At 37.7% G+C, this 23,588-nt stretch carries 28 protein-coding genes and 1 tRNA gene; 8 read left to right on the forward strand and 21 right to left on the reverse strand.

Annotated features, from left to right (window positions below; all coding sequences use genetic code 11):
• Nucleotides 1-42: 42 nt before the first annotated feature.
• The 3 genes from ASG01_RS09165 (at nt 43) to ASG01_RS09175 (ending at nt 2,203) form a co-directional block, all read left to right on the forward strand.
• Nucleotides 43-810, forward strand: a complete 768-nt coding sequence (locus ASG01_RS09165; protein WP_055862975.1) for an MBL fold metallo-hydrolase — start codon at nt 43-45, stop codon at nt 808-810.
• A 66-nt stretch (nt 811-876) separates the two neighbouring features.
• Nucleotides 877-956: transfer RNA gene (locus tag ASG01_RS09170), tRNA-Leu, on the forward strand.
• Between the two features lie 98 nt (nt 957-1,054).
• Nucleotides 1,055-2,203, forward strand: a complete 1,149-nt coding sequence (locus tag ASG01_RS09175; protein WP_055862977.1) for a tyrosine-type recombinase/integrase — start codon at nt 1,055-1,057, stop codon at nt 2,201-2,203.
• 50 nt (nt 2,204-2,253) lie between these two features.
• On the opposite strand, the gene ASG01_RS09180 is transcribed toward ASG01_RS09175, so the two are convergent.
• From ASG01_RS09180 to ASG01_RS09190, 3 genes are read right to left on the reverse strand one after another with little or no spacing between them, the layout of a single operon-like run.
• The gene (locus ASG01_RS09180; protein WP_055862979.1) at nt 2,254-2,619 is read right to left on the reverse strand and encodes a hypothetical protein; all 366 of its coding nucleotides are present in this window, start codon (nt 2,617-2,619) and stop codon (nt 2,254-2,256) included.
• Nucleotides 2,619-3,284, reverse strand: a complete 666-nt coding sequence (locus tag ASG01_RS09185; protein ID WP_055862981.1) for an SOS response-associated peptidase — start codon at nt 3,282-3,284, stop codon at nt 2,619-2,621. Before ASG01_RS09185 ends, ASG01_RS09180 begins: the two co-directional genes overlap by 1 nt.
• A gap of 58 nt (nt 3,285-3,342) precedes the next feature.
• A complete protein-coding gene (locus ASG01_RS09190) occupies nt 3,343-3,666 on the reverse strand; it encodes a hypothetical protein (protein ID WP_055862983.1) in 324 nt (107 codons plus the stop codon).
• Between the two features lie 163 nt (nt 3,667-3,829).
• Between ASG01_RS09190 and ASG01_RS09195 the strand changes: the two genes are divergently transcribed.
• Nucleotides 3,830-4,195: a hypothetical protein gene (locus ASG01_RS09195; protein ID WP_055862985.1), complete on the forward strand. Its 366-nt coding sequence runs from the start codon at nt 3,830-3,832 to the stop codon at nt 4,193-4,195.
• A gap of 10 nt (nt 4,196-4,205) precedes the next feature.
• Complete coding sequence (locus tag ASG01_RS09200; protein ID WP_055862987.1) at nt 4,206-4,601, forward strand: hypothetical protein; 396 nt, start codon at nt 4,206-4,208, stop codon at nt 4,599-4,601.
• A gap of 110 nt (nt 4,602-4,711) precedes the next feature.
• Here ASG01_RS09200 and ASG01_RS09205 read toward each other — a convergent pair whose 3' ends face one another.
• The 7 genes from ASG01_RS09205 to ASG01_RS09235 are packed head-to-tail and all read right to left on the reverse strand — an operon-like array spanning nt 4,712 to nt 9,796.
• Entirely contained in the window at nt 4,712-5,359 is a 648-nt protein-coding gene (locus ASG01_RS09205; RefSeq protein WP_055862989.1) for a glycoside hydrolase family 19 protein, read from the reverse strand.
• Between the two features lies 1 nt (nt 5,360).
• Nucleotides 5,361-5,927 carry a hypothetical protein gene (locus ASG01_RS09210; RefSeq protein ID WP_055862991.1) on the reverse strand — a complete coding sequence of 189 codons (567 nt, stop codon included), beginning with the start codon at nt 5,925-5,927 and terminating at the stop codon, nt 5,361-5,363.
• Complete coding sequence (locus ASG01_RS09215; protein ID WP_055862994.1) at nt 5,902-6,456, reverse strand: hypothetical protein; 555 nt, start codon at nt 6,454-6,456, stop codon at nt 5,902-5,904. The genes ASG01_RS09210 and ASG01_RS09215 overlap by 26 nt, the downstream gene beginning before the upstream one ends.
• A 22-nt stretch (nt 6,457-6,478) precedes the next feature.
• A complete protein-coding gene (locus ASG01_RS09220) occupies nt 6,479-6,991 on the reverse strand; it encodes a discoidin domain-containing protein (protein ID WP_082498336.1) in 513 nt (170 codons plus the stop codon).
• A 4-nt stretch (nt 6,992-6,995) separates the two neighbouring features.
• A complete protein-coding gene (locus ASG01_RS09225) occupies nt 6,996-7,649 on the reverse strand; it encodes an SGNH/GDSL hydrolase family protein (RefSeq protein WP_157844186.1) in 654 nt (217 codons plus the stop codon).
• Nucleotides 7,650-7,651: 2 nt separating this feature from the next.
• The gene (locus ASG01_RS09230) at nt 7,652-8,929 is read right to left on the reverse strand and encodes a hypothetical protein (protein ID WP_055863000.1); all 1,278 of its coding nucleotides are present in this window, start codon (nt 8,927-8,929) and stop codon (nt 7,652-7,654) included.
• A 3-nt stretch (nt 8,930-8,932) separates the two neighbouring features.
• Nucleotides 8,933-9,796 carry a hypothetical protein gene (locus ASG01_RS09235; protein WP_055863002.1) on the reverse strand — a complete coding sequence of 288 codons (864 nt, stop codon included), beginning with the start codon at nt 9,794-9,796 and terminating at the stop codon, nt 8,933-8,935.
• A gap of 132 nt (nt 9,797-9,928) precedes the next feature.
• Between ASG01_RS09235 and ASG01_RS09240 the strand changes: the two genes are divergently transcribed.
• Genes ASG01_RS09240 through ASG01_RS09250 form a run of 3 tightly spaced genes read left to right on the forward strand, consistent with a single transcriptional unit; the run spans nt 9,929 to nt 11,754 of the window.
• Nucleotides 9,929-10,696: a Bro-N domain-containing protein gene (locus ASG01_RS09240; RefSeq protein WP_082498337.1), complete on the forward strand. Its 768-nt coding sequence runs from the start codon at nt 9,929-9,931 to the stop codon at nt 10,694-10,696.
• A 4-nt stretch (nt 10,697-10,700) separates the two neighbouring features.
• Nucleotides 10,701-10,910 carry a hypothetical protein gene (locus tag ASG01_RS09245; RefSeq protein ID WP_055863004.1) on the forward strand — a complete coding sequence of 70 codons (210 nt, stop codon included), beginning with the start codon at nt 10,701-10,703 and terminating at the stop codon, nt 10,908-10,910.
• Between the two features lie 34 nt (nt 10,911-10,944).
• Nucleotides 10,945-11,754 (forward strand): hypothetical protein, encoded by an 810-nt coding sequence (locus ASG01_RS09250; RefSeq protein ID WP_055863007.1) that lies wholly within the window; start codon nt 10,945-10,947, stop codon nt 11,752-11,754.
• Between the two features lie 41 nt (nt 11,755-11,795).
• On the opposite strand, the gene ASG01_RS09255 is transcribed toward ASG01_RS09250, so the two are convergent.
• From ASG01_RS09255 to ASG01_RS09300, 11 genes are read right to left on the reverse strand one after another with little or no spacing between them, the layout of a single operon-like run.
• Nucleotides 11,796-15,008 (reverse strand): hypothetical protein, encoded by a 3,213-nt coding sequence (locus tag ASG01_RS09255; protein ID WP_055863009.1) that lies wholly within the window; start codon nt 15,006-15,008, stop codon nt 11,796-11,798.
• Complete coding sequence (locus ASG01_RS09260; RefSeq protein ID WP_055863011.1) at nt 15,001-18,543, reverse strand: hypothetical protein; 3,543 nt, start codon at nt 18,541-18,543, stop codon at nt 15,001-15,003. The genes ASG01_RS09255 and ASG01_RS09260 overlap by 8 nt, the downstream gene beginning before the upstream one ends.
• The gene (locus ASG01_RS09265) at nt 18,536-19,177 is read right to left on the reverse strand and encodes a hypothetical protein (protein WP_055863013.1); all 642 of its coding nucleotides are present in this window, start codon (nt 19,175-19,177) and stop codon (nt 18,536-18,538) included. The genes ASG01_RS09260 and ASG01_RS09265 overlap by 8 nt, the downstream gene beginning before the upstream one ends.
• Nucleotides 19,170-19,358 carry a hypothetical protein gene (locus ASG01_RS09270; protein ID WP_055863015.1) on the reverse strand — a complete coding sequence of 63 codons (189 nt, stop codon included), beginning with the start codon at nt 19,356-19,358 and terminating at the stop codon, nt 19,170-19,172. Before ASG01_RS09270 ends, ASG01_RS09265 begins: the two co-directional genes overlap by 8 nt.
• Before the next feature lie 34 nt (nt 19,359-19,392).
• Nucleotides 19,393-19,830 (reverse strand): hypothetical protein, encoded by a 438-nt coding sequence (locus tag ASG01_RS09275; protein ID WP_185097233.1) that lies wholly within the window; start codon nt 19,828-19,830, stop codon nt 19,393-19,395.
• A complete protein-coding gene (locus ASG01_RS15900; protein ID WP_131725355.1) occupies nt 19,760-19,987 on the reverse strand; it encodes a hypothetical protein in 228 nt (75 codons plus the stop codon). The genes ASG01_RS09275 and ASG01_RS15900 overlap by 71 nt, the downstream gene beginning before the upstream one ends.
• Nucleotides 19,987-20,880: a hypothetical protein gene (locus ASG01_RS09280; RefSeq protein ID WP_055863020.1), complete on the reverse strand. Its 894-nt coding sequence runs from the start codon at nt 20,878-20,880 to the stop codon at nt 19,987-19,989. The genes ASG01_RS15900 and ASG01_RS09280 overlap by 1 nt, the downstream gene beginning before the upstream one ends.
• A gap of 13 nt (nt 20,881-20,893) precedes the next feature.
• Nucleotides 20,894-21,406 (reverse strand): hypothetical protein, encoded by a 513-nt coding sequence (locus ASG01_RS09285; RefSeq protein ID WP_055863021.1) that lies wholly within the window; start codon nt 21,404-21,406, stop codon nt 20,894-20,896.
• Nucleotides 21,403-22,062 carry a hypothetical protein gene (locus ASG01_RS09290; protein WP_055863023.1) on the reverse strand — a complete coding sequence of 220 codons (660 nt, stop codon included), beginning with the start codon at nt 22,060-22,062 and terminating at the stop codon, nt 21,403-21,405. Before ASG01_RS09290 ends, ASG01_RS09285 begins: the two co-directional genes overlap by 4 nt.
• Nucleotides 22,063-22,068: 6 nt before the next feature.
• Complete coding sequence (locus ASG01_RS09295) at nt 22,069-22,308, reverse strand: hypothetical protein (protein ID WP_055863024.1); 240 nt, start codon at nt 22,306-22,308, stop codon at nt 22,069-22,071.
• A complete protein-coding gene (locus tag ASG01_RS09300) occupies nt 22,308-23,588 on the reverse strand; it encodes a hypothetical protein (RefSeq protein WP_055863026.1) in 1,281 nt (426 codons plus the stop codon). Before ASG01_RS09300 ends, ASG01_RS09295 begins: the two co-directional genes overlap by 1 nt.

The raw sequence follows: 23,588 nt of genomic DNA on the forward strand, positions 1-23,588 counted from the left end.
TTTTTCGTAAATTTACCAAAATTAAAACAACCTCAAAAGAAAATGAAGTTGAAATTTTTGGGGACAGGTACGTCCCAAGGTGTTCCGGTAATAGGTTGTACATGTGAAGTTTGTCTCTCAAAAGATCCGAAAGACAAGCGTTTGCGGGCTTCTGTTATGATAACAGCAGATTCAGGAAAAAAAATCCTGATCGACTGCGGACCAGATTTCCGGCAACAGATGCTGAATAATGACGAACGAGATGTTGCTGTCACACTTCTTACCCACGAGCATAATGACCACGTCATCGGTCTTGATGATATGCGCCCACTGATCTTTAAAAGCGGAAAAAATATGCCGCTGTACTGCAGCGAGAAAGTTGGCAGTGAAGTAAGAAAGAGATTTGCTTATGCTTTTGCGGACGAAAAATATCCCGGAGCGCCCGCTTTTGATCTGAATATTATTACTGACAAACCCTTTACAGCAGCGGAAACATACATAATTCCGGTCGAGGTAAGTCATTATAAAACGATGGCTTTCGGATATAAATTTAAAAATCTTGCATACATCACCGACGCCAGCGAAATTTCACAGGAAGAAAAAGAGAAACTCAAGAATCTTGATGTTCTTATTTTAAACTGTATCCGGAAAACCGATCCGCATCCGGCGCATTTTATTTTGCCGGATATTTTTAAACTTCAGGAAGAACTAAAACCAAAAAAAATATTTCTTACGCATATAAGTCACCACTTTGGTTTGCATGAGATAGAAAATCAGCAGCTTCCGCGGGGAATCGAGCTTGCCTTCGACGGTTTGGAGCTTGAATTTTAGATTAATTTTAAAAAATAATTTTGAAGGAACAGAAAAGTTCTTATATTTGCACACCGATTTACACAAGCCCAGGTGGCGGAATTGGTAGACGCGCTGGTCTCAAACACCAGTTCTTAGGAGTACCGGTTCGATCCCGGTCCTGGGTACAAACTTCTGCAAACGCACATCCACACTGCGTTTGCAGATTTTAATTTTCTTTTTCCTCTGCGCTTGATTTTACAAAACGTGTAAAAAAAAGTGTAAAATGAAAACATATTCCGAAATCAAGGTTACACCGCGTACGTGGGAGAAAAACCTTAAATCCAACCTAAATAAGACGTGGGAAGTATATTACACGTTTTACGACAAAAATCACCGAGACGGTACTGTAATTCGCTTCAAAGGCATGAATCGCTGTAAAACTCTTCATGAGAAGCAGCAAACAACACGCTTTTTGATTGAGGAAGAAATCAGAAATCTAAATCGTGGCTTCAATCCCATCACAAAAATATTTGAAATTGAAGATGAAAATCTAATTACAGATTTTACTCCCTTCCTTACTGCGTGTAAAATAGCTTTTAAATCTTTCAAAGGTGTTTCTTCGACCTTATCTGACGTAGAAAACAGCATGAAGCATATTACCAAGTATGCTGAAAAGCTCCGTATTGAAAATAAAGAAATAAAAAGCATCAGCAAGGGCGACATGAAACAGCTTTTACTCCGGATGAGCGCTGATGGACATTCTAATTACAGAATAAATAAAACTCGCGCCCATCTTTCCCGGTTCTTTTCGCATTTTACTGAGCTTGATATTTTCGACGTTAATTTTATTGAAGGTATCAAAAAGCTTGAACACACATCGGCGGCTAAAACTATAATCAGAAGCGATGATGACTGGAAGAAATTCCATAAAATCAAAGATCTAAATTACGACGTTTATATTTTCCTGCAAATATTTCTTTATTCCGGATCTCGTTTTACGGAATTGGCGGCAGTGAAAAGAGAAGATGTAAATCTTGAGAAAAGCTTCTTTTGGATAAATCTGAAAAAAGGTGGAAAACACAGCCGTGCAATGCGGCCTATCAATATGAGTGTATGGAATTTCTGGAAAAGCCTTTATGACCGTGCATTAAACGATCAATATTTATTCAGCTTCAATTGCCTTCCTAATGATGAGCCAATACAGCCAAATAGCATGTATGATCTATCTGCGAAGTATTTAAAATTGGCTGGCTTAGAAATGACCGGTTATGGCTTAAAACATACATTTTTAAATTTAGTATCAAAACAGTTCGGAATTTCCAAAGCTGCAGAGATCGCCGGACATACCAATACAAAAACAACGGAGCGTTACGCGATTGATTGGCAGGAGCATCAGGTAGAACGAAATATAAAAATTGATATTAGTATTTAAAATTTATTCCCCGCCAAACAGTGGGGATTTTTTTGTGCAGTACCTAAATATTAAAATGTAACGCCTTTTTCTTCCAATAAATATATTTCGCGGCTCAAAATATTGTCTGTAAAAATCTCACTGTAAACGTTTCTCCATACATACTCCAGCATTTCCCGAATTTCCTCATTTACTTCTGCAGCTAAATACACATAGAGATTTTGCCGGTCTTTTTCATCAAAATATTCACAGTCGAACTCCAGACCGTTGTACGTCATTTCATATTCGCACTTTGCTTTATAATATCCCTGAAAATCAATATTTCTTTCGGTTGTGGCAAATCGTAGAAACTCCATCGCATCGTCGAAAAATCCTGCCATATCATGATCTCTGTTGTCAAGATATTCTCCCAATATTTGATTTTCAAAGGCAGTCATCAGAACAAAGTATTTGGCGTTTTCTCCGGTTCTAAGTTTTCCAATACGAGATTTACATCGTAATTCGGATGTGCAAATTCAAGATAATTTGTATCATTAAGCCATCGCGAATGATCTCTCTCATTCAATACAACCGGCATACGTTTTTTTGAGTTGTGAATATCTGCCATTAAAGTATTTGCTTTCGTGGTGCAGATCGAAAATGTGGTAATGTTATTCCAAACGCTGTAAATTCCGGCCATTGCAAAAGGCTTGTCTCCGTTATCCAGTTGAATACGGTGAAGCTGCTTTACTTTCCCTTCAGGATCCGGATTTCCAAACTTATCGAGTGAGCGCCATTCGTAGAAACCATTCACCAAAACAAGACACCTTTTGTTGATGCTGTTTTTGTAACTGTTTTTAATTTCCAGTTCTTCGATAACAGCATTCAAAGTATTCTTCTGAAACGTCCGGTCTTTTGAGAAGAAAGGAAGTAAACCCCAGTCGCCGATAACTGCAGTGTCCGGATTTTCATCAGTGATGATCGGCATTGGCTTATCGAACGTTCCTTTTGCGCGGAAACCTGCCAACATTTTTTCACCTTTCCATTGTCCGAAATCAGTTTCGACATTAAAAATCTCGCGGACTTCTTTGGCTGTCAGTTTCGAATCTACGTAGTAGCACATATTTTAGTTTATACTCAAACTTACAAAATTTGTGCAATAGAATTTTATGTTTTCAATCTCACAGCTTTGAGGCTTTTTTGCTTTTGTATAAAACTTTCATTAATTCAGCAACCCGATAAGCGGCAGGAAAGCAACTGTTTTCGGGATTCATAATCGGCGGACTTAGGATGTAAAGGAACCAGAGTTTCGCAAATTTATATCCGTCCTTTTCGTATTCTTCCGGCTCAACCTGTATCGTAGTTCCCATGTGTGGCTCATAACGCGCCTTCATCGCTTCCATCTTACTTTCAGGAAAAAAGATGTCGATCTCCTGTCTTTTGCTTACGGTTTTAATTCTTAAAAATTCATCAGTGATCTTTACAACATTTCCGGTGATTTGCATATCATTTAGTTTTTTTCAAAGTTGTTTATTTTCTTAACAATTAAAAAATAAATGCTGTTACAAATTATAACAATATTATTTTTGCGAAAATTGAATGCTTGGTGCGACAAAACTTGACGTAGCAAATACTTTCGTAATTTTGTAAATTAAAAATAATAAGATAATGGAAAGATCGACAATTATTAGATACACCAATACATTTCGGAAAATAATAAGCCAATACTTAAAAAATTCTATAGGCATAAAAATCGAAATTTATAATTGTGGGAACGAAGGTGCTGTATTAAATATTAAGCTTCAATCAAATCAGCTATCAGGGGATGTAGAAAAAGGAAATTACAACAATATACTTTACGTTCTCAATCTACTTGATCAGAGACATATTACAGGAGATTTGTCTAATGTTAGTTTTAAAGGTACAAACACAATGATGGAGCGGGATCGAGTGATAATAATAAAAGACTGCTCAAATTCTGAATGGTCAGAATTTGCCGCTAAAAAAGATGTCATGAAACTTGTAAACGCTTAATGAATTTGATATGAAAATTGGATCTTTTGAGGGAACACCACAGGAGTTGAAGGACATTTGCGAAAATCATGGATTTAAACCAGAAGATTTTTTTGAAAAACCTAACAAAAAAGATAAGCCATATCTAGTTTATATTTTTGTATTATCTAGTATTTTGACCGCTTTATTCACAATTTTATGGACCGCTGGATTAAATGAAATTTATTCTAAAATATTAATAATCATATCTTTGATTTTATTAATATTTCTCGTGATTATATGTCACTTAAGATTCAATAATATTTATATTACTGTGATAATATTATTAAGCGGGATCACAATTTTATCGTTATCAGTAAATCTTATCACTATCCAAGAAGCGTTGAAAGAAATGAGAGATTTGCGCTCTCATCCACTCACTAAATAACTGTGATATTTATATTTTTATACATGTTAACAAAAAATCCCACGATCAGATCGCGGGATAAGTAAAACTAATGTTATGAAAAATATTTTGAATAACAAATATATAAAATTCTACGTTTGCGCAACATTCACATTCTTCAATTTATTATACCAGGTTTGCACTTCATGAAATCCAAACGGACTTGCAGAATAATTTCCGGCAATTACCTGACGAGTGGCGAGCAGTGAAGGTTTTGCAGACAGTTTATGCGTTTTCCAAAAATCGAGTGCAGAAATAAATTTATACTGATCAGATTCCAGCCATTGCGGATTTTTAATGAAATCAATTCCGGTTCTTCTGGAAAGCTGCGCGTAATTATTACGTCCTGTTACTTGAATGGCGCCACGCCCTTTAAAATTCCAGCCGTCACCGTCGTAAAGATTTCCCAGACCTTTTTTAAATTTCCGGTCATCATAAACCAGGTTAAAAAGTTTCTTTTCGTTTCGCAGATATTCTGCCGGATTATATTTTCCTTTCGTTCCTACTCTACCGAATGCAGATGGGAAAACCTCCTGCAGTCTTTTTGCGGTGGTATAATTTCCGTTTTCAGCAAAACGGGTAAATCCACCGGTTTCATTCAGGCAATTCGCTAAAAACCGTTTACAATCTTCGACAGCAATCACGCCGTATTTTTCCATTGTTTCGGCAAGGTTTTTCGGAACGCGCGACGCAGCAACTCCGGCACCGATCAGCATTTTATTTAAATCTGGCTGCTTCATCTTACTTTCTTTTAAAATAGATTAATAATGCGATTAAAACCAGCGCGACTGCCCCCAGCCCGCCGATCAAACCGAAACTCCAAAACGTACCGGTTCGTGTCGTGACTTCTTTTGCGCTTTTTTTTATTTCCTTTCCTGTTTTTTTCAGGTTTTCTTCCTTCACAATATTTCGGGCAAACTCTTCTACTTTGTTGGTGAATACAGAAATATTATTTTCCTTTTTTATCTGCTCCGATTTTGACGTTTTAGCTCTGATCGATACATCTGCATTACCGGTAATTTTAATAGCCTGCAGAGTGTCGCCGTTTTCAATATTGTAGACTTCAAGTGGTTTATCAGTTTCAGCCTTACCCTTAATTTCAATGTCGGTCTGGCTTTCTTTTTTCTGATCAACCTGATCTCTCTTTTTTTCTTCCTGCTTTTGTGTAGATTGTTCAACTTGTTTTTCTTCTGTTTTTTCGGCGGAAATTTGTACAATTTCAGTTTCCGTTGCCGTCGATTTTAAAACTTTTTTTGTTTTGCAGCCACAGACGACTAAAAAACTAAGGATTATCAGTAGTGCTTTCATCTTCTTTATTTTTAAATTGGTTTACATCTAAATTTTCCTGAAACCTTTCCAGCTTTCGCATCCAACCAATCGGCGGAAACTTGCCACCGGTGAGAATACTCATGTTTCCCATTGCGGAGCCTGCCGGCCAGATAAATACAATGAATTGAATAAGAATTTTAAAGTAGTCAGGAATGAATGGTACACCTTTCAAAATCTCGTGTATCATTACAAAAAGAGAATATCCAGCGATGCACATTCCTACCTTCATTACAATTCCTTTGATGTTTTTTTTGAAAGTAAAATCTTTTTTAACAAAAGCGTGAACTATAGTTCCAAGAATATGATCAATGGCAATAGCAGAAAAAACAAAGATCATAAATGATTGATTTACGATATACCATTTACCTAATCCTTCAAAGATCGTTACGAAAACAGCTGGTACCGTCGCAATTTTTACCGCTGCAAATATTTTATCAGCATACACACCATTATGCAAAACTTGCATATTATTAACGATGAATCTGCATATGTTGAGAATTGTTTTCATCTGTATAGAGTGATGTTGTTCATTATAAAGTTATTTCGTGACCTTGCGGTGTTTCTGAGTACCCGCCACTGATCGCGCTATCAAATACCGTTACCCAATTTACACCGTCTGCGGAAACTTGTGTTTTTGTTCCGTGATAGGTTCGCCCATCGCCGTAATAATGCCAAACTTTTACGCTGTCGATTTCGTACAGTGCGCCTAAATCAACCAATATAAATTCGCCGATATTACCGGCGCCTTCATAATAATCGTATGTGTTAGGGTCTCCGTCAGTTAATTGAGCGTTAATTGGTTTTTCTCCCGTGACAGCTTTATTAAAAGCGACGTTTTGCCCCGCAGAAAATGCCATTATTTCAACCCAATGATTGCCGGGGTTCGCCGTACTTCCGCTAAGAAAATCACGGATATATCTATATTTCGGTGCGGTTGGCGGCGTACTGCCTTCCTCGAAGATCACATTTCGGTACGACTTGCCATTGTACATGACCTTGCTGTATGTTTTGCCTCTTCTAATAGCTTTATTGTATGTGGGCATGGCTTTAAAAAATAATGTTTCTAATTCCCTGAATTATTATATCTGCCCCAGCTTGATTTTGGTGAATGTAATCCCCACAATCATAAATCGGATTCAAATTTCCGTTTACATCCGCTAATAAAGTCACATGGTAATCATTTCTAAAATCAACGCCCGAAATATTCGGAAGCGATGAATTTTGATTCATAATTGCTTTATTTAAGTCTGTCCAAACTTGCTGCGACTGCACCGGGTTATTCGGTAAAATCCCGCTGTCATTCAGATAAGTCCAACGGTACTTGCAAGGGAGCATACAAGAAAGAATGATCTTCGCATCTGCATTCTTCGTTGCATTCACGTCATTCACGTAACTTTGAAGTGCCGCTATCACTACTGATGAATTGCCGTTGGCACAGTTATTTAATCCAACTTGAATGAAAATAAAATCGAAAGATTTTTTTTTATCGGATGTCAGATTGTTCCAAATCGTGTTTTGCTGTTGTATTGTATTTCCGCCGACTGCAATATTTTCAGCAAAATATCCTTCGTTCTTTTCAGAGTCAGTAAAAATAAAATTTGAGATCGGCTCACTCCTACAAGCTTGTGAAGTAATAGTACTATCGCCTGAAATAATAATTCTTTTTGGATTAGAATCGCAACTTATAACCATCAATAGCATAATTATAAATTTAAAAGCGTTAAAGATTCTGTTTGTGTAGGTACGTCTGATACTGAGCATAATTTTATGTATAAATTACCGGATATTGAATTTGAAAAAGTGTAAATATCTGTAAAAACATTACCACTTAATAATTTTTGTAAAGTAACCGAGTTTCCAATTCTATTAAGTCTGTATTTTGTAGCATCTTTGTTTCCTTGTAACATAAGATCAGCCGCCTGCATTCCTGCATAATTTGTGTAAACTTTTCCGTCTGTTGAAAGAAAAACAAAGCATTTATAATTAACGTTTCCACCATTGTCACCGTATGAGTTTGCTGTATTATTTGTATCAAAGCCAAAAATCATAGCTTTGGTAGTATTTGCCCCAAACTCGATATATCCATCACCATTTAATGTTTCGTTGGAAACTGCTCCACTCATTGGTTGTGTGTGTTTGTAAACGCCCGGGCTTATCGTTGAGAATCCCGCCATTGCATTTGTGAAAGTTGGAATAATTGGAAACACAGGCACAGGTAGATTTGACTGCACAACATTCGGATTCACAGAAAACATGATTTGTGTCCCTATAATTACATAACCAATTAGTGTTTTTTTATTGGGATTCAAATTAATATTCAAAACTAAACCCTCCACTGTCAGCGTTCGACCACCAATTGAATCTTGCGTAGCCAATAAATAAGCGTTTTTTATTTCCTGATTTACGCTCATGATTGTGTTTCCAGACAAAGTCAGAAAATTATCGCCATCCCATGATGTTTGGTAAGGTTTGAAATCAATGCCCTCATTTACTTCACCTTCCACAAAATACACCTTATCATTTTCAACATTTCCGGCATTTTCAAGTACTTCATATTCCGCAGCAGTAACAAATTTGCGCTTCGTGTCGATCTCGTTTTTAACAGCCAGCCACGCCGATCCGTCAAAATAAAACAGCGTGTCAAAACCTTGAACAGCTTTCAAGTTTCCTGCGTTTGGGTAATTTGTTCCCGGATCTTCTGAATACGTTGTTGGTTTGTACCAACCCGCAACAGTCGGCGCCGGCGCATCCGGAGCCAAAGGTTTTGCCAATCCACCGATCAGCTGAAAGAAAATATTAATCGGGATTTTCTTCAGATCACCATCTGCATCTTCAAATGGAATAAAGCCGTTTGCCGGATTCATCACGGTAAGTAATTCGCTCACCGATTTTACATTGATGAATGCTAAAAACTTATTCAGTTCTTTAACCTGTGCGTCTGTCAAGCCTAACTGCTGCGCTATCTCTGGTGTTATGATCATGATCTATGCTTTTATTGCATCTACACCTGAAAAGGCGTATATAATTGTTTTTAATTCGTTTCCTAAAACCTGTTTCATCACATCTGCGAAAATCACTTTTTCATCTAAAAAGATGTTCATTCCGTAGCTGTCTTTCTGGTTTGCGAATTTCATCACGACTTTTGCCGAAAACTCTTCAGCTTCCGGTTTCTCTTTTCGTACGCGCTTTGTGCCGTCGATATAAAATTCATTGTTGGTGCTGTGGACCGACAGAAAAGTCAGGATGTTATTGTCACCTTTTAAGTCAAACTCATAACTCACATTTTCTTCAATCCAGGCATCATTGATTATAGAATTACTTCCGTTTTTAGCAATATCCACATCTTCATCAATATCGAATATTCCCATGCAGTACGCAGGTAAATTGGTGATCATCCAATCATAATCATCACCGTAGAAAGTGAAAAGGTTTCGGTTGTAATAATGCTTTGTAGCGATCCGGATATACTTTCGGCCGCAATCATCGGTGCTCTCAAGAAAGCGCACACAGTTAGAATAAAAAAGTGTTTCTCCACCGCTTCTGATTTCGAATCGACCATGTAAAGATTCAAAGGAAATGAAAGTGATTCTGGTGAGTTTATTATCACCAACGCCAAACTGACAGGCAATTTGTGTTTCAGTTTCACCGATCAGCCATAATTCAAGATCTTCACTTTCGATCTCATTCTGGTAATCAGGTATTAAAAAGCGGTGATATTCGTTTACTTCAAGAGGATAAGGAGCATTTGGTGTTCCGAAAAACTGTGTATTTTGCGGATTGGTCATATCCTCCAATTCTTCAATGGTTTTGTAGAATCTAACGGGTGAATGATACCAGAAACGCTGCATAAGATGACATTATGCACAAAAGTAAACCGTGTTTTTTCTGGTCTTGTTGATTATGCCTGATGCAGTAGACTTTTTGTATTGTAATGTTTGTATATTCGGGAAACTAAAATACTAACCATTAAATAATTAAACATGCAATTAGAAATTTTTAAGTTTCAACTTCCTGAAGAAGAAATGTTAAATGAACTAAGAACCATTGAAATCGACGGAGAGATATGGTTTTCGGGTGCTGATGTTGCAAAAACATTGGGTTATTCTAATCCCCGTGATGCTTTGTCTAGACATTGCAAACCGAAGGGTGTCGTAAAACACGACATCCCCACCGCAAGCGGCTTACAGGCCCTTACGTTTATAAATGAATCTAATGTTTACAGACTTGTTATTAAATCTAAGCTACCTGCTGCAGAACGATTTGAGGAATGGATATTTGAGGAAGTTATTCCTTCTATAAGAAAAAAGGGTTTTTACGGAAAAATAGACAGAACCCAAGCTCCAAACTTTTATTTACGATATCAAGAGAACTATCATAAAATAGACAGAAATTATTTTTCTGTGATAAGCGAACTGTTTGTAACCTTGAATGTAGAATTTGAAAAAGTAGGCTATACAATTCCTAACAAAGGAATCGACGATAAAGGTATGTATCCAGATATTTCTGTTGGGAAAATGTTTTCATCATATTTAAAGAAAACCAATTCAGTACATTTAGATACTCATAAAACATATCCTCATTCATTTACTGACGGAAGACCAGATGTTGACGCAAGAATGTATCCATTGGAAGTTTTGCCAGAATTTAGAAAATTTGTTTTTGATGTATGGTTACCGGAACAAGCTCCGAAATACTTTAGGGGTAAAGATCCTATTGCATTGGATTATTTACCTAAATTATTAAATTAAAGAAATGACACACGAAGAAGCTTTACTAGAAAAAAGGAATTTCATGTTGCAAAGTAATGGCCTTGCAAAAGAAAATATGATTTATATAATTCCTGAAATTGTGCAGGAAGGTAACGCGTTTTTGCAATTAGTATTTCGAAATAAAATCAAGTATAGCGATTACTCTTGCAAAGACTTTTCTAGTAATGGACAATTCTTAGTTTTTTACGGATAGAAACTTTCATAAATAAAATTTTTATTAAAAAAGTATGGAGTTAAATTTTGATGAAATTATAAAAATCTGCGGAGGGGTATCAGTTGTTACAGCAGCATTATTCACTGTTTTTTGGCAATTAATACAAAATCGATTAAATGAAAACTGGCGCAGAAAAACTGAGACTAAAATTAAGGTGTTAGAAAATAATCTCAGTGAAAAATCTAATTTACTCAGTAATTTAATTGATGTTCAAAAATCAAATTATAGTTCAAGTCAAGAAAGACGAATTTCTTCTGTTGATAAATCATGGACCCTTTTAGGTCAACTTAAAGTAAGCGTCTCGTCTGCAATCGATTTTATTTACAACAGTTTAACCACAAAAGAAATTGAAGAATTAAATACATCTGAGTCTGACTCTTCACTCTTTTTAGTACCAGAATTAGGCAGGATAAACTATGAAAAGTTTTATACTGATGCTAAAGAATTTGAGCAAATAATCTTTAAAGAGAGACCTTTTTTAGGTGTTGATTTAGCTCTATCATTTACTGTCTATGCAAGATTTTTGGGTAGAATTAATCATCTGACTCAATATGGTATAAAAAAAGGAAATTTAACTCATTGGAAAAATGACAAAGCTATTGTTCACATACTACAAAATTTTCTCAATACAAGTCAGGTCGATGCGATTATAAAGCAGGAGATGCATACTTTTGATATCATATGTCATATGTTTGAAGAAAAAATTATGGAGCAAATCAATGATGTTATATCTGGAAAAACTGCTTCCAATCACTCTTTTGAACATATTAAAACTATTAAAGAAAGTCTTTCAGATATTGATATTTTTAAACAAAATAAATGATTATAACAAAAAAGCCAGACTAATAATCTGGCTTTATTATTTTACACTCCCGAATTTTCTACCGGTTGCGTTGGGTTCGGCGGTCTGTTTAAATACCGCTTCATCGTTTCTGCTGTCAATAAAAAGCTTTTCTGTTCCTGCGAGACCGTTTCTGTAACAATCAATTTCAGCGAAGCGTAAACATAATATTCTGCGTTTCCGGATGTACAGTTCAGAATTTTACCGAGATCCGTTTTATTGCTGTTATTTAACTGAATAGTAATCTGCTTTGTCTCATTGGCAATAGCTAAACTTCCGGTCTGGGTTTCGATATGCTCAAAAGTGTAATCAGGCAGGAATTCAGCATACGTAATATTGGCTGAAACATCTTTTACTTTGGCAGCGCCGCCGCCTGGTTGCGAAATAAAATTGAACTGCAGATCGAAATTTCCGGTTCCTTTAAAATCAATATGCAGATAAGAAAATCCACATTCTATATTTTCAGTCCGGAGAAATTCTTTGATCACATAATCATTAAACTGCCAGAGGACATTTTTGGTATTAGAAATCTTATTATAGAAATCTGCTGTCGTAACAATTACCCGGAAGTAAATCGTTTCTCCGGTCATGATCTCGCCAAAAATATCAGATTCAATCTCCAGTGTTTTTAAATCTGCAATTTCCTGAAGCGTTTGCCAGCTTCCACCATCCAATGAATACTGAAGTTTTGAAATCGGATTGATATATTCTTCGTTGAAATCCCAGACGAAATTCACTTTGGTTTTATCAATCTGGACGACTGAAACCAATGTCGGACTGTCGACTGATTTTCCTTTCACCTTTCCTTTGATCGTTAATACATTTCTACGCTTGCTGTGTGTGAAAGCACCGTCGCCAAATGGGTACACATCAAAAATACCTTCAGGTGTGTTCAACCGGAGAAAACCACGGCTATTCATTCTATTGCCATCGATGCCGTATCGCCAGGCTTCATAAATCGCTATGAACTCACCAAAACTGATTTGAGCATAAGAAATCGTAATCTGATCACCATTAAATAAAGTCGCTTCATACGATCTTAATCTGGAAAGTGGTTCATCCGCTCCCACGGTTACGAGATCGGGCAATTCATTAGACAAGTCAGCAGAATTAATGCGCATCTGAGCTGTTGAATTGTTTTTATAATTCGTGACTTTAATTTTTTCCTGATTGCCTTTCTTCCGCAATCCGGAACCAAACCACGGAAACCATCTTGCCATGTGATATTTGGGATTGTGGCGGATGTTGGTTGACGTCTCAAAATTGCGGATAGCGAAAGGATCTGTAAAGCCGTCATTCGTCCGGTTTTTAATCAGTGATGATATTTTATACCGCAATGGTGTGTCGATAATTCCCTCCTCAATTCCGGAAGATTTATCGAGTTTCATTTTACTGTCAATAATACTTAATACGGTCCACTGCCCGATGTTTTTTCCCTGTGTAATTTCTACGACGGTACCGACTTCGATCATTGTTGTATCAAAGGGTGTAATATTGCATGAAAGAAGTAATTTTCCGGCATCAATTGAATGTACGCAGTTTTCAAAAACTCCCTGATCATACAGATCAGTAACGTTCACCATATCGATCAACACAAGATCATCATCATTATCGCCGGTGGCCGTTGTTTTATCCTCAATAAGTTCCTGTATTTTAAACTCATCAATAATAAGATCCGTTTCCTTATCCAGTTTATTTTTGACCGTTTTTATTGGTGTGGTGAATTCTGCAGATGTCGTGAAGTTCTTAATATCTTCCCGCACATTGGTGGAATACTTTTTTGAACCAAATAACAGGCTGTTGAAAATTACTTCTTTGTCGCTCTGCTGCTGATATTCATCGGTAAGATATAATTTCTGCGAGAGATCATATACCAATAAGTCTTTAAACCAATACTTTAAATCTTCAACAACAACTGAATTATCCACAATATCAAATCCAAGTGTAAGCAATTTTGCGGCACCATCAGCAAATATTTTTTTGAATGATGTTTTTATTTTCTGATTCAGATAAACGGCCGGCAATCCACGCAAATACATTCCGGTAGAAATTGAAGTATTATAATACGTACCTCCTTCCCCTATCACATTGCTGACAACCGACAATCCTGATGCTGTATAATTTTTAGTGATCTGGTCCAGAGCATTGATCAAACGAACGCCTTTTGATTTTACCAAAGGTGATTCCAGATTTGTCGTAATTTCAATACTTGTGTTTGTATTAACAGGAACCGCCGCGATCGGTACATTCTCATCGGAAGAAATATCGAAGGTCAGACTTTCGCCGGCATTCATGTTTCCAAGTTCATATTCTCCATATTCAATCGTGATTATTCCATCAGTACCGCCCGATACAGGATAAGAAACCGTAGATGCGATCTTTACTGTGCGTACCGCCGTTTCACCAACGCGGAAAATGGCATACAAAGAAGCAGCCGGAAATGTGTGCCCGGATTTCGCCACACCCATGCTCAGATTGCTTATTTTAACTTTCATCATTGGCAGACTGATATTCGTAAAGAGGAAATCACCCTGCCATTTTCTTGCAAATGAACTGTAATTTATCCAGCTGGCAAATTTGTTTGTATTATCACCGATTTCGGAATCTTCAGCCTTTAAAAAAGAAAAGAATTTGTTTTTGTAATCAAATGCTATGGCTCCGTATTGTGGCTGCGAGATATCAAAGGTGTAAAAATTAGTTAGTACCTTATCCCCTTTCTTGTAGCCGATATCGAAAGTTTGTACCGGATCGATCTCGTTTTCGTCTATATCTTTTGTCTCAAAAAGATTCACGGTGGTTTCTTCACGCGTGAAAAACTTGTTTTGCGCTTCCGATTTTATAATTTCAATCTCTATTTTGAACATTGATTTACCGAACTCGTGAACGTATTTAGAGAAATTCAGATCGAAATCATCTTTCAATATATCATACTCCACTCCATCTTTTACTCCAATACATTTAAAATGTACCAAGCCGTCGATCTGCTGCTCATTATAAACATCTTTTATAAGTTGATAGGCTTTTACATGCCGGTATTGAGTAAACTTTAATTTCTCGGTATCGCCGATGATAAAGTTTTTAACGAAGAAATGTTCACCATCAACGTTCACAATAGAATCTACTTCATCCCAACCATTAGGCTTTTCAATATCATAAGTTCCCGCGTACGCTCCGAAAGGAACGATCAGCCGGAATATCTCTTTTACTCCCTTTTCGTATAAAATATGTTTAATCATGGCTTCTGTTTTTTTGGTAATCTTCAAAGCTGATTTCTGCACCGGTTGTGATGTCGTAATAACCTATAACTTCCCCGAAATTAGCACCACGGTGACGGATGATCTTGCCGTTTACGCGCTCTGTTACTGGCTTATCGTATTTTTTAAGATACTTTTCAAACTCCTTTCCTACCTTCACCGCAATAGCATCAGAATTATCAACGGTTTTATTGATAACAATCGGCGCTGGTGCCATCAAACTCTGCATGGCAATCTTCTGAAAGATCTTATCACCAACTTTCGGTAATGCGCCCACTCTGCTTAAAATTGCCTTCGTTTCCTTTGCCGTGTGTACATTATCACCTCTGTCAAGAAATGTCAGCGTGTCACCATTATCAGAACCTAAAGATTTGATTTCTCCTTTGCTGTTGGTAATCATTTCGCGGCCGCCGTCCTGGGTGATTGCAAATTCAGATTTTCCCCCTTTTCTACCTACACGATATTTCGGTACCGGATCTTTCGCCATGATGGCGATTGATTGAGCTAAACCAAAACCGAACGCTGCTGCCGCCGGAATTACACCTGCGGGAAATCCTAATTGTGCCATCGTTACAGTAGCCGCTAATGCTCCATTGATTAAAGCCTGATTTGCGGCCGCTTTCTGTTCCGCACGTGCCTTTTGTGCTTCAATAAGTTTTTCGCGTTGGAATTGCTGTTCTTTGTATGTTCTCGCTTCATCTTCCAACCTGTTACGTTCGGCGGCCTGCTCCTCTGTTAATGTTTCCAGAGAATTAAGACGTTCCAAACGCTCATTTATAAATCCGATCTCCTGTTCTGTTGTTTCCTGAGTATATTTCAACTGTTCGTCAAGTGCTGCAAACGTATTTTCTTTCTGGCGGGAATTTATAGCAGTCAAACCATCAGAAATAGCGGAAGCTGCCAAAACCACGGCATCTTTTGCTGAAAAACTTCCGTCGATGATCTTTTTGAACATCTCATCGAACTGATTTGCCACATTGGTCAATCCCAAATCATTTAAACCATTTCCAACGAGATCGCGAAGCGGTTGTAAATCTTCCAGAAAGCGATCGAGTTTTATCTGGTCAAGATTTTTTGCTGTAATATCCAATTGAGAATTAATGCCGGCAACTTTTGATTCAATTTCTGAATATTGCTTCTCCTGATCTTTGGTTAGTTTTCCGGCTTCTTTAAGTGGCTCCAGCTGATTCTTTTTTAATAGTAGATCGTTTCTTTGGTTTAAAAGGCTTATTCTTTCAAATTCCAGATCAAGTTGATTCAAAGCAAACTCACGGTCACGCAAAGACATTTTCTTTTGCAGAATATCCAATCTTATCTTCTCGTAATCTGTATTCTGCATGTTGGCAGAGATTTCCGAAATACGATCTAAGTCTTTATTAAACGCCTCTGGTAAGGCTCCAAGCTTTTTCAGTCTTGCATCTTGAACTTTGCCAACTTCTTCATCACGTTTTCTTTCAATTTCTAATGTTTGCTGATTCGCATTTTTCGCCAAATCGATTTGATCAGAATAGTATGAAGTGAGTTCTTCTATAAGTTTATTATCAGATTCAATTTGCTTGTTTAATCGGTCCGTATCAGTTAGATTTTGATCTTCTGAAATTTCAGCGGAATAGCGATCAAATTCAGTCATTTTAATTTTGTGGTTCTCTTCCCGCTCTTTATAATCTATATCAAAGATTTTCTTTCGTGTATCTTTTACGAGTTTAGCCTGATCTAATTCAGCATCAGCACGCTGCTTTCTTTCTTCCGCATTATTGCCTTTCAGAAGATTCATTTTTTTCACGAAGAATTCAGAATTTATTCTCAGATTTTCTTCAAGGTATGTTCTTTCATTTTGCAGTCCGTCTACGAACATTTTTTCATTCACAGCAAGCATCGTATCTCGGGTTGCTTCCAAATCTTTAATGGCATCTTTTTGCTCCGCTGAAAGTTTCGATGCACCTGGCGTTTTCAATGGTTGGTCTTTTGCTCCAAACTTATCACCTTCATAAGCTAAAACACTTTTGCTATTTTCTAATCTTACTTTCTCATTCAGTAAAGTAGCACTGTCTTTTTCTCCTTTGGTTCGAATATCGTTCAACTGTTTTTGATATCCTGCCTGTAAATTTATGCTGCGACTTAATAAATCAGTTGCCTGAACCTCCTTTAAAATTAAACCACCCTGACCATCGCGGCGATATTCCGTCTGTGTGCCTTGTTTCTGTATTTTTAGGCCATTGGCTTTCTCTTCGTTCAGTCGACGTTGAATTTCCTCTTCTTTCAAAAGTTGCTCTTCCATTCGCTTTTCGAGAATGGTTCCGATGGCTCTAGCGCGGGCAGAATCTAAAATCGCAGCTTTCAATAAAAGATACTGATCCTTAGCCTTACCAACCATAATTGCTTCATCAGAAAGGTTTTTAAAGAATGAAGGATATAAAGACTGTAACTTATTTATCGCACGAATTCTCGCTTCTTTGGATGCATTTTCATTTGTAGCAACACGGTATAAGATTTCAAGCTGTGAGATCTCGGCAGCAGCTGATTTGGCTGCACTTTTCCGTGCTTCATTCAGATCCGTAGTGTTTTTTGTAAGCATCGCTGTGGCAGAACTTCCGGCGAAAAGGTTTTTTAGCCATAAACCGATCTCTTTTCCATAAACAGTAAGCAAAGTGATACCAATTGACATTAAAGTATTCCAGCTGAATAATGCAGCGCCTAACTGTTTCCACACCGGAACAGTAGCCGCGCCTTCAGTTCTCAATCTTACATTTTCCTGTCGCGCAGCTCTCATGCTGTCAAAGAAAATCGGTAAGTTATTGGATATAGCCATGAAACCGGTTTGAACGGAATATGTAAATGCAGGAGCTTCACGCGCCAACTGTGCAACAGACATATTTAATCCATTGTATGCACTCGCATAATTACCAACGTTTCTCTGGTGTCGGCCCATGGAAGCATCAACAGCTTTTAGAGTTGAATCATATCGCTGTATTGCACGTTCAAGCCTTTGCATTCTCGCGATCTCAGCTTCAGTGAGATTCATTCCTAACTGCTTTGCGGTAGCTAAATTTCGATATTCAGCCTGTAATCGATTTAATTTTTGCTGTACGGAATTATAGATTTGCATTGTATTGCCAAGTCTTGAACGCTCACGATCACTTAATTGCGCTAATCTTTGTTCTGTATTTGCACGCTCTCTTTGGGCAGCTGTAAGCATTCTGGTTTGAGCAGAAACATTTGCAATCTGGCCAGCTTGATCAGACTGAGCAATAGCAAGCTGACGTTCCACGGCAATTAATCTACGTTCAGCATCCGACAACTGATTTGTAACATCGCGCAAACCGGACTGTGCAGTTTGTGCCTGCTGCATTCCTCGAATGAACTCTCTCGGTGTTCCACGATTAAAAGCTGTTGATGCTTGATTTACTACTCCCATAAGTTCACGAAACTTAGTGATGGTAATATCTAAATCCGTATTCACCGCGCGAAGTCCGGCAACCGTTTTTTCTTCGTCGTATATCGCTAACTTTTCAGCCATTTTTATTCAATTTGTTGATTTGTTCAATCTTATTTAAAAGTGCTTTGATGTAAAGCTGGTATTGGTGTAGTGAAGTCGTTTTTTCGTCAAAATCGATCTCCAAACCTATTTTCACATTGATAATCTGTTCGTCAATATCGAAATCCTCGCTCTCCGGATCTTCTTTTTCCATATTCTGAAGACTGCTTTGCATGTCGTTTTCAAGCTTTTGAATCTTTTCCAGAATAATTTCCTTTTGCTTTTCCAGATCATCGCCTTTCGGCATTCTTATCTCTGATAAAAGAGAATTGAGATCATCATTATTGAAATCAATATTTAGCTGATCACAGAGTGTTTTTTGCTTTTGTTTAGTCTGAATCACTGAGATAAGGCTTGCATAAAGTGAGATTTGGATTTTACACCGTTCAATATGTGAATGCTTTATCATATCCTCATTTTTTTCATTGATATCGACCGACATATTAGATTGGATTTCGGCGAATAATTCTTCAAGTGATACATCTTCCGGAAGTTCAATTTGCTCATGGCCGTCGTAATCAGATATCATGTAAAAAAAATTCCCTGTCTGAAGTATTCTTTTATAATTCCAGATAGGGAGTTCTTTATGATCTCGGTAAATTTTCAAGTTATTCATATAAGCAGGGATGTTCTTTTGTTGAAAACCATTCTATTTTTCCATTGGTCATGAAACTGTTTTTAACTGCGATATCGTTAGGGTTTTCGCCTTTCGGAACTATCGCTGCACGTAATCCGTTTTCGTTGATATGGTAAATAAAGAATCGCTTTTCAGGATCAGCATTTAGTTCGCGGAGCATATCGCATTCGCTTTGTGTTATTGGTTTGCTACAGTTACACATTTTTACCGGCGATTATATCTTCAATTTTCTTTTTGATTTCGGGCCGCTTTTCTTCCAATAATCTCGTTATTTCTTTTTGAGGAATTCCCATCGGTTCGCGGTTGGCAACTTCCATTTTCCGCATGATCGATTCAAATTTTTTCGACCGCAGTTTGTTTTTGAAAGTGACATAGCTTTTGATCTTGTGAGTGAAAATATTCTGATGAAACTGTCCGGTATCTTTCAAATCCCATCGCCCACGGTTCCGCGGATTCCGTTGCCTTTTATTCATACCGTATTCTGATAAAGAATAGAAGGGCATATCATTGCCCTCACTATCCTTTCCCTGCAACAGATTTTCTCTGTTTATTTCTTCAAGTTTAAGATCTTTTACGGTCTTTTCTATCAGTTTGGGCACCGACTGAATTGCTTTCTGAATGTTCTTTTTCACGTTTATCGGATTCATGTTCAATCTGTGGTCTCAAATGTTCTACAATCTCATCACGGCTCAGTTCCGGATGTCTTTCTTGTATAAATTTCACGGCTTCATCATTCGTTTTGAATGGTTTTGGCACATTGAAATTATACGCTCCTACCTCGTAATTCATTACGCTACAACATTTTTAGTGACTGATCTGCCGGCATAATAGTTCGTATCAAGTACGATTACCGGATTTCCGACCGTATTGGTTTTAAAATACACTGACTGATCAGCCGCTAGTGCTGCATGTGTCAGCGTATATACATTTCCAACAGATGACATGCTGGTGATCGCTTCAGGAACTTCATTTCTTACCAATTGGAATTTCGTTGCATCTGTAAGACCTGTCACCGGAGAATCAGCGCATAAATGCGAGATGGTAACAGTCGTAGTAGTTGCACCGGCAGAAAGAATCCCGATTTTTAAGTCTAAAGCTGCGACCGGTTGAATTTCCATGAAATCAATTTCCGGAGATTCATAGATCGCAGATGATCCCTGCCATGCTGCCATTGCAGAACGTGTAACATCAATCATCAGCATTGATCCACCGCCTTCTGTTCCTGTTTTTACTTTCTTCACACCTGTGAACAGTTTCACGTCAAAACCTTTGATTTTTCCATCCTTCAGCTGTTGAGCCAGAAAAGAACCATCTTCATAAACCAAGATGATTCCGTAATTTTCGGATTTATCAAGCTTCTGAATTTGGTTTTGGAAACAGCTTCCCTTGAAGAAAGTAATGTTCCATCCTTTTCTTCCAATTGTATTCTTATTACGGTCGCCATTCTGCAGGTCGGTATATGCCGGATCTACATCAGCATCTTCCGCATTGAAGTCTTTCAGTGTTCCGATGATCTTATTTGAAGCAATCAAACCGTCCAAAGTAGATTTCACGAAGTTTGCAGGATCGATTCTCACGGACCGGTCAACAAGCATAATTCCTAATACCTGTTTTTCGTCGCACATAATACCGCCCAGGTAAGCGACTGCAAGCGCAACTGCGCATTTTTTTAAATTTAACATTTTGTATTATTTTTTATTTGATTAGATATTGAGGATAACAACCATCAGAGATCGTTAATCCTGTTTCGAGCAACAAAGCATCCCATGTATCCGTGACCGTTATTTTCTGCTCCCCTTTGTTGATATCCGTAGAATCATTGTAAGGAAACGTGGTGAAATTGTCTGTGTTGGATGCTGATATTCCCTTAGTTTTCCGAATCAATTCGTCAAACCTTACCAAAAGCGGATATAAAACATCCTGATACGTGCTGTCATAGCGTTTTTCATATCGGTCTATCGTGCTTCCTTTGGTGATAAAGAAGATTTTGCAGCTGTCGATCTTCGTAAGGACCGGCGCGATACTTCTTTCAACACTGTATCCTGATTGTAGCCAGATGATCGGATATTTAGTGGTCGAATCATTCAGTTTCCGGGAAAGTTCCGATAAATCGCCTTCTGTATAATTTACGACCCATTCAGCACCGTTAAAGGTTGCTTTCAAAGTTTTGTCAAGTAAATCGTACAGTAATGTATTATGATTTATCATATCCCGAATTCATTTTGAAACTCACCAAATCTCCTGTAATTAGCATCAACAAGCGGATAAGCATCTTTATTATCCAAAAGAAATTGAACCAAAGAAACTTCGCCATATTTCGCATTTACGCCGTAATAATCTCTGCCACCGCGAACATTCCAGTAAGGTTTTCCTTCCATTGTAAATCCGTTCGGGTTTGATCGTACACCGCCGTGAAGCTTTTCAATAAAGCGGTTCCATACTTTGGTGATCTTTGGTACCGATGATACTTTTCTACCGACTTTAGCATCCAGAATAGTTTCTCCGAATTCTCCGGTCTGAGTTACATTCTCTGTATGGTACACACAGTAAACATAATCAGCTAAAAGGCTTTCCTTTGTATCTTCCTGAATCAGACCTTGCCAGAAGCAATCCTTGCCATCTATCACATAGTCTTTACCTTCGATGATGTCGCGGTAAATTTCAGGTGTCGTATCAGAAATGCCGTTTTCGATGAACGGTTTAAAGTCTCTCCACATTTTAACGCCAAAAGCAAAAGACAGCACTTCCTTCTCTGCTCTGGCAATCATCAAACTCAGAACATTCGCCATTTTTGAATCTGGGTCCGGTTCATTGGTGTTCGCAATGATATTGGAGTTTTGAAAGTATGTGCTGTCGATTAACATTTGATATTATTTATCTGTTAGATACTGTACGAGATCATCTTTTTTCAAAGCCTCCCACTCTTCTTTTGGCAATTCTTTTTCGACTGCCAAAGCTTTCAGTTCATCTACTTTAAAGTCGGACAAACTTCTCTTTTTGTATTCAATCACACCGGCAGCTCCCCAAGCTTCCAAAACGGTTTCGTCAAGGATGTCAAGTTCTGCTCCTTCCGGATGATCTCCTACTTTTCTAAGCAATGTAACTTTCATTATGCTGCAGGTTTTGTAATTGCTGTTTTGATTGTAGAAATGTTATCGTACAAGAATGCCGCTTTATCCAATTCTTTAGTAAATAAGTGAAATCTTGATTCTCCCAATAAAACAAATTGGTTCTTGATGAAATCATCATTTACCCAACCGATTTTAACGGTGTAAGGCAAATAATTTGAAAGCATGATTTTTTTCAAATCTGCAATAAGAATCTTACCTACCGGAATCTCCCAACGTTGCTTAACGATAGTATTTCCAATCACAATTACCCCAAGTGGAGCTGTCGGATATAAAGGTCTTCCATCTTTATCTTTTGCTGCTGTAAATTCTTTGAAGAAATCAATAGGATTTACATACGCAACGTTAGGATTAAACCTTGGAGCTCCAGGATAGTTTGTTCTGCTTCTCACTGAAAGAATTCCAGCAGATATAATATCCATAAAATTAGGATCAGTTACGGAAGCTGCTAGAGTTCCAGCCGTGAAAGGAGTTGCAGTGCCTACGATGCCATCGATGTCATATGTTTCATTTCCGAATACAATAGCCAAAGCTTTATCGTAATCGTGACGGTCTTTAAGATACCCTCTTGCAACTGAAAGCAAACCTTTAACATCCTGAACCGCTTGCTCTGTTAACTTTTCCCATGCTGCAAATGTTTTCACATCTGAACTTCCATTCTTCCATGTGAAATCAATTTGAGCCTTTGTAGCGCCTTCTGATTGGAAATCAAACTTTCCATCCTTTGGAAGTGCATAAGTGTAGGTGTAGATAGCATTGTCGGTCTGAAAGGTTGTAACCTCGCTCTCGATATCCATTACATCTAATTCAATACGCTGTAAAGGGTTTAATTGAGTAGCTAACAAAGCGTCCATTCCGGTAATTGTTCCGCTGGCAGTCGTCATTGTTCCTACGGCCTTGTTCACGTTAGGAACTACCATAATTTCAATTTGTCCGGTACCAGCTTTGTACATTGCTTCGATTTCCTTTTGCTTTTCAGCAATAGTTTCCAAAAGCTTTTCTTCATCGACAACTAAGCCGTTAAATCCTGCTTTCATTTTTTCAGTCATTACACTGATATTCTCTGCAAGATCCTGAATGTCTTTCGTAACATTCTCTTGTTCTTTTTTGATTGCGGTAACGTCGTTTTTAATTCCTTCGGTACCTTTCTCAATTTCTTTCTTTCTCTCTTCGGCTTCATAAGCCTTCATTTCAGCGTGATACTTATTAAGTTCTTCCGCCGACATTTTCTCTAGATCTTCCTGACTTTTGTATTTAAACAT

Source organism: Chryseobacterium sp. Leaf180 (assembly GCF_001424585.1).
Classification (GTDB): domain Bacteria; phylum Bacteroidota; class Bacteroidia; order Flavobacteriales; family Weeksellaceae; genus Chryseobacterium.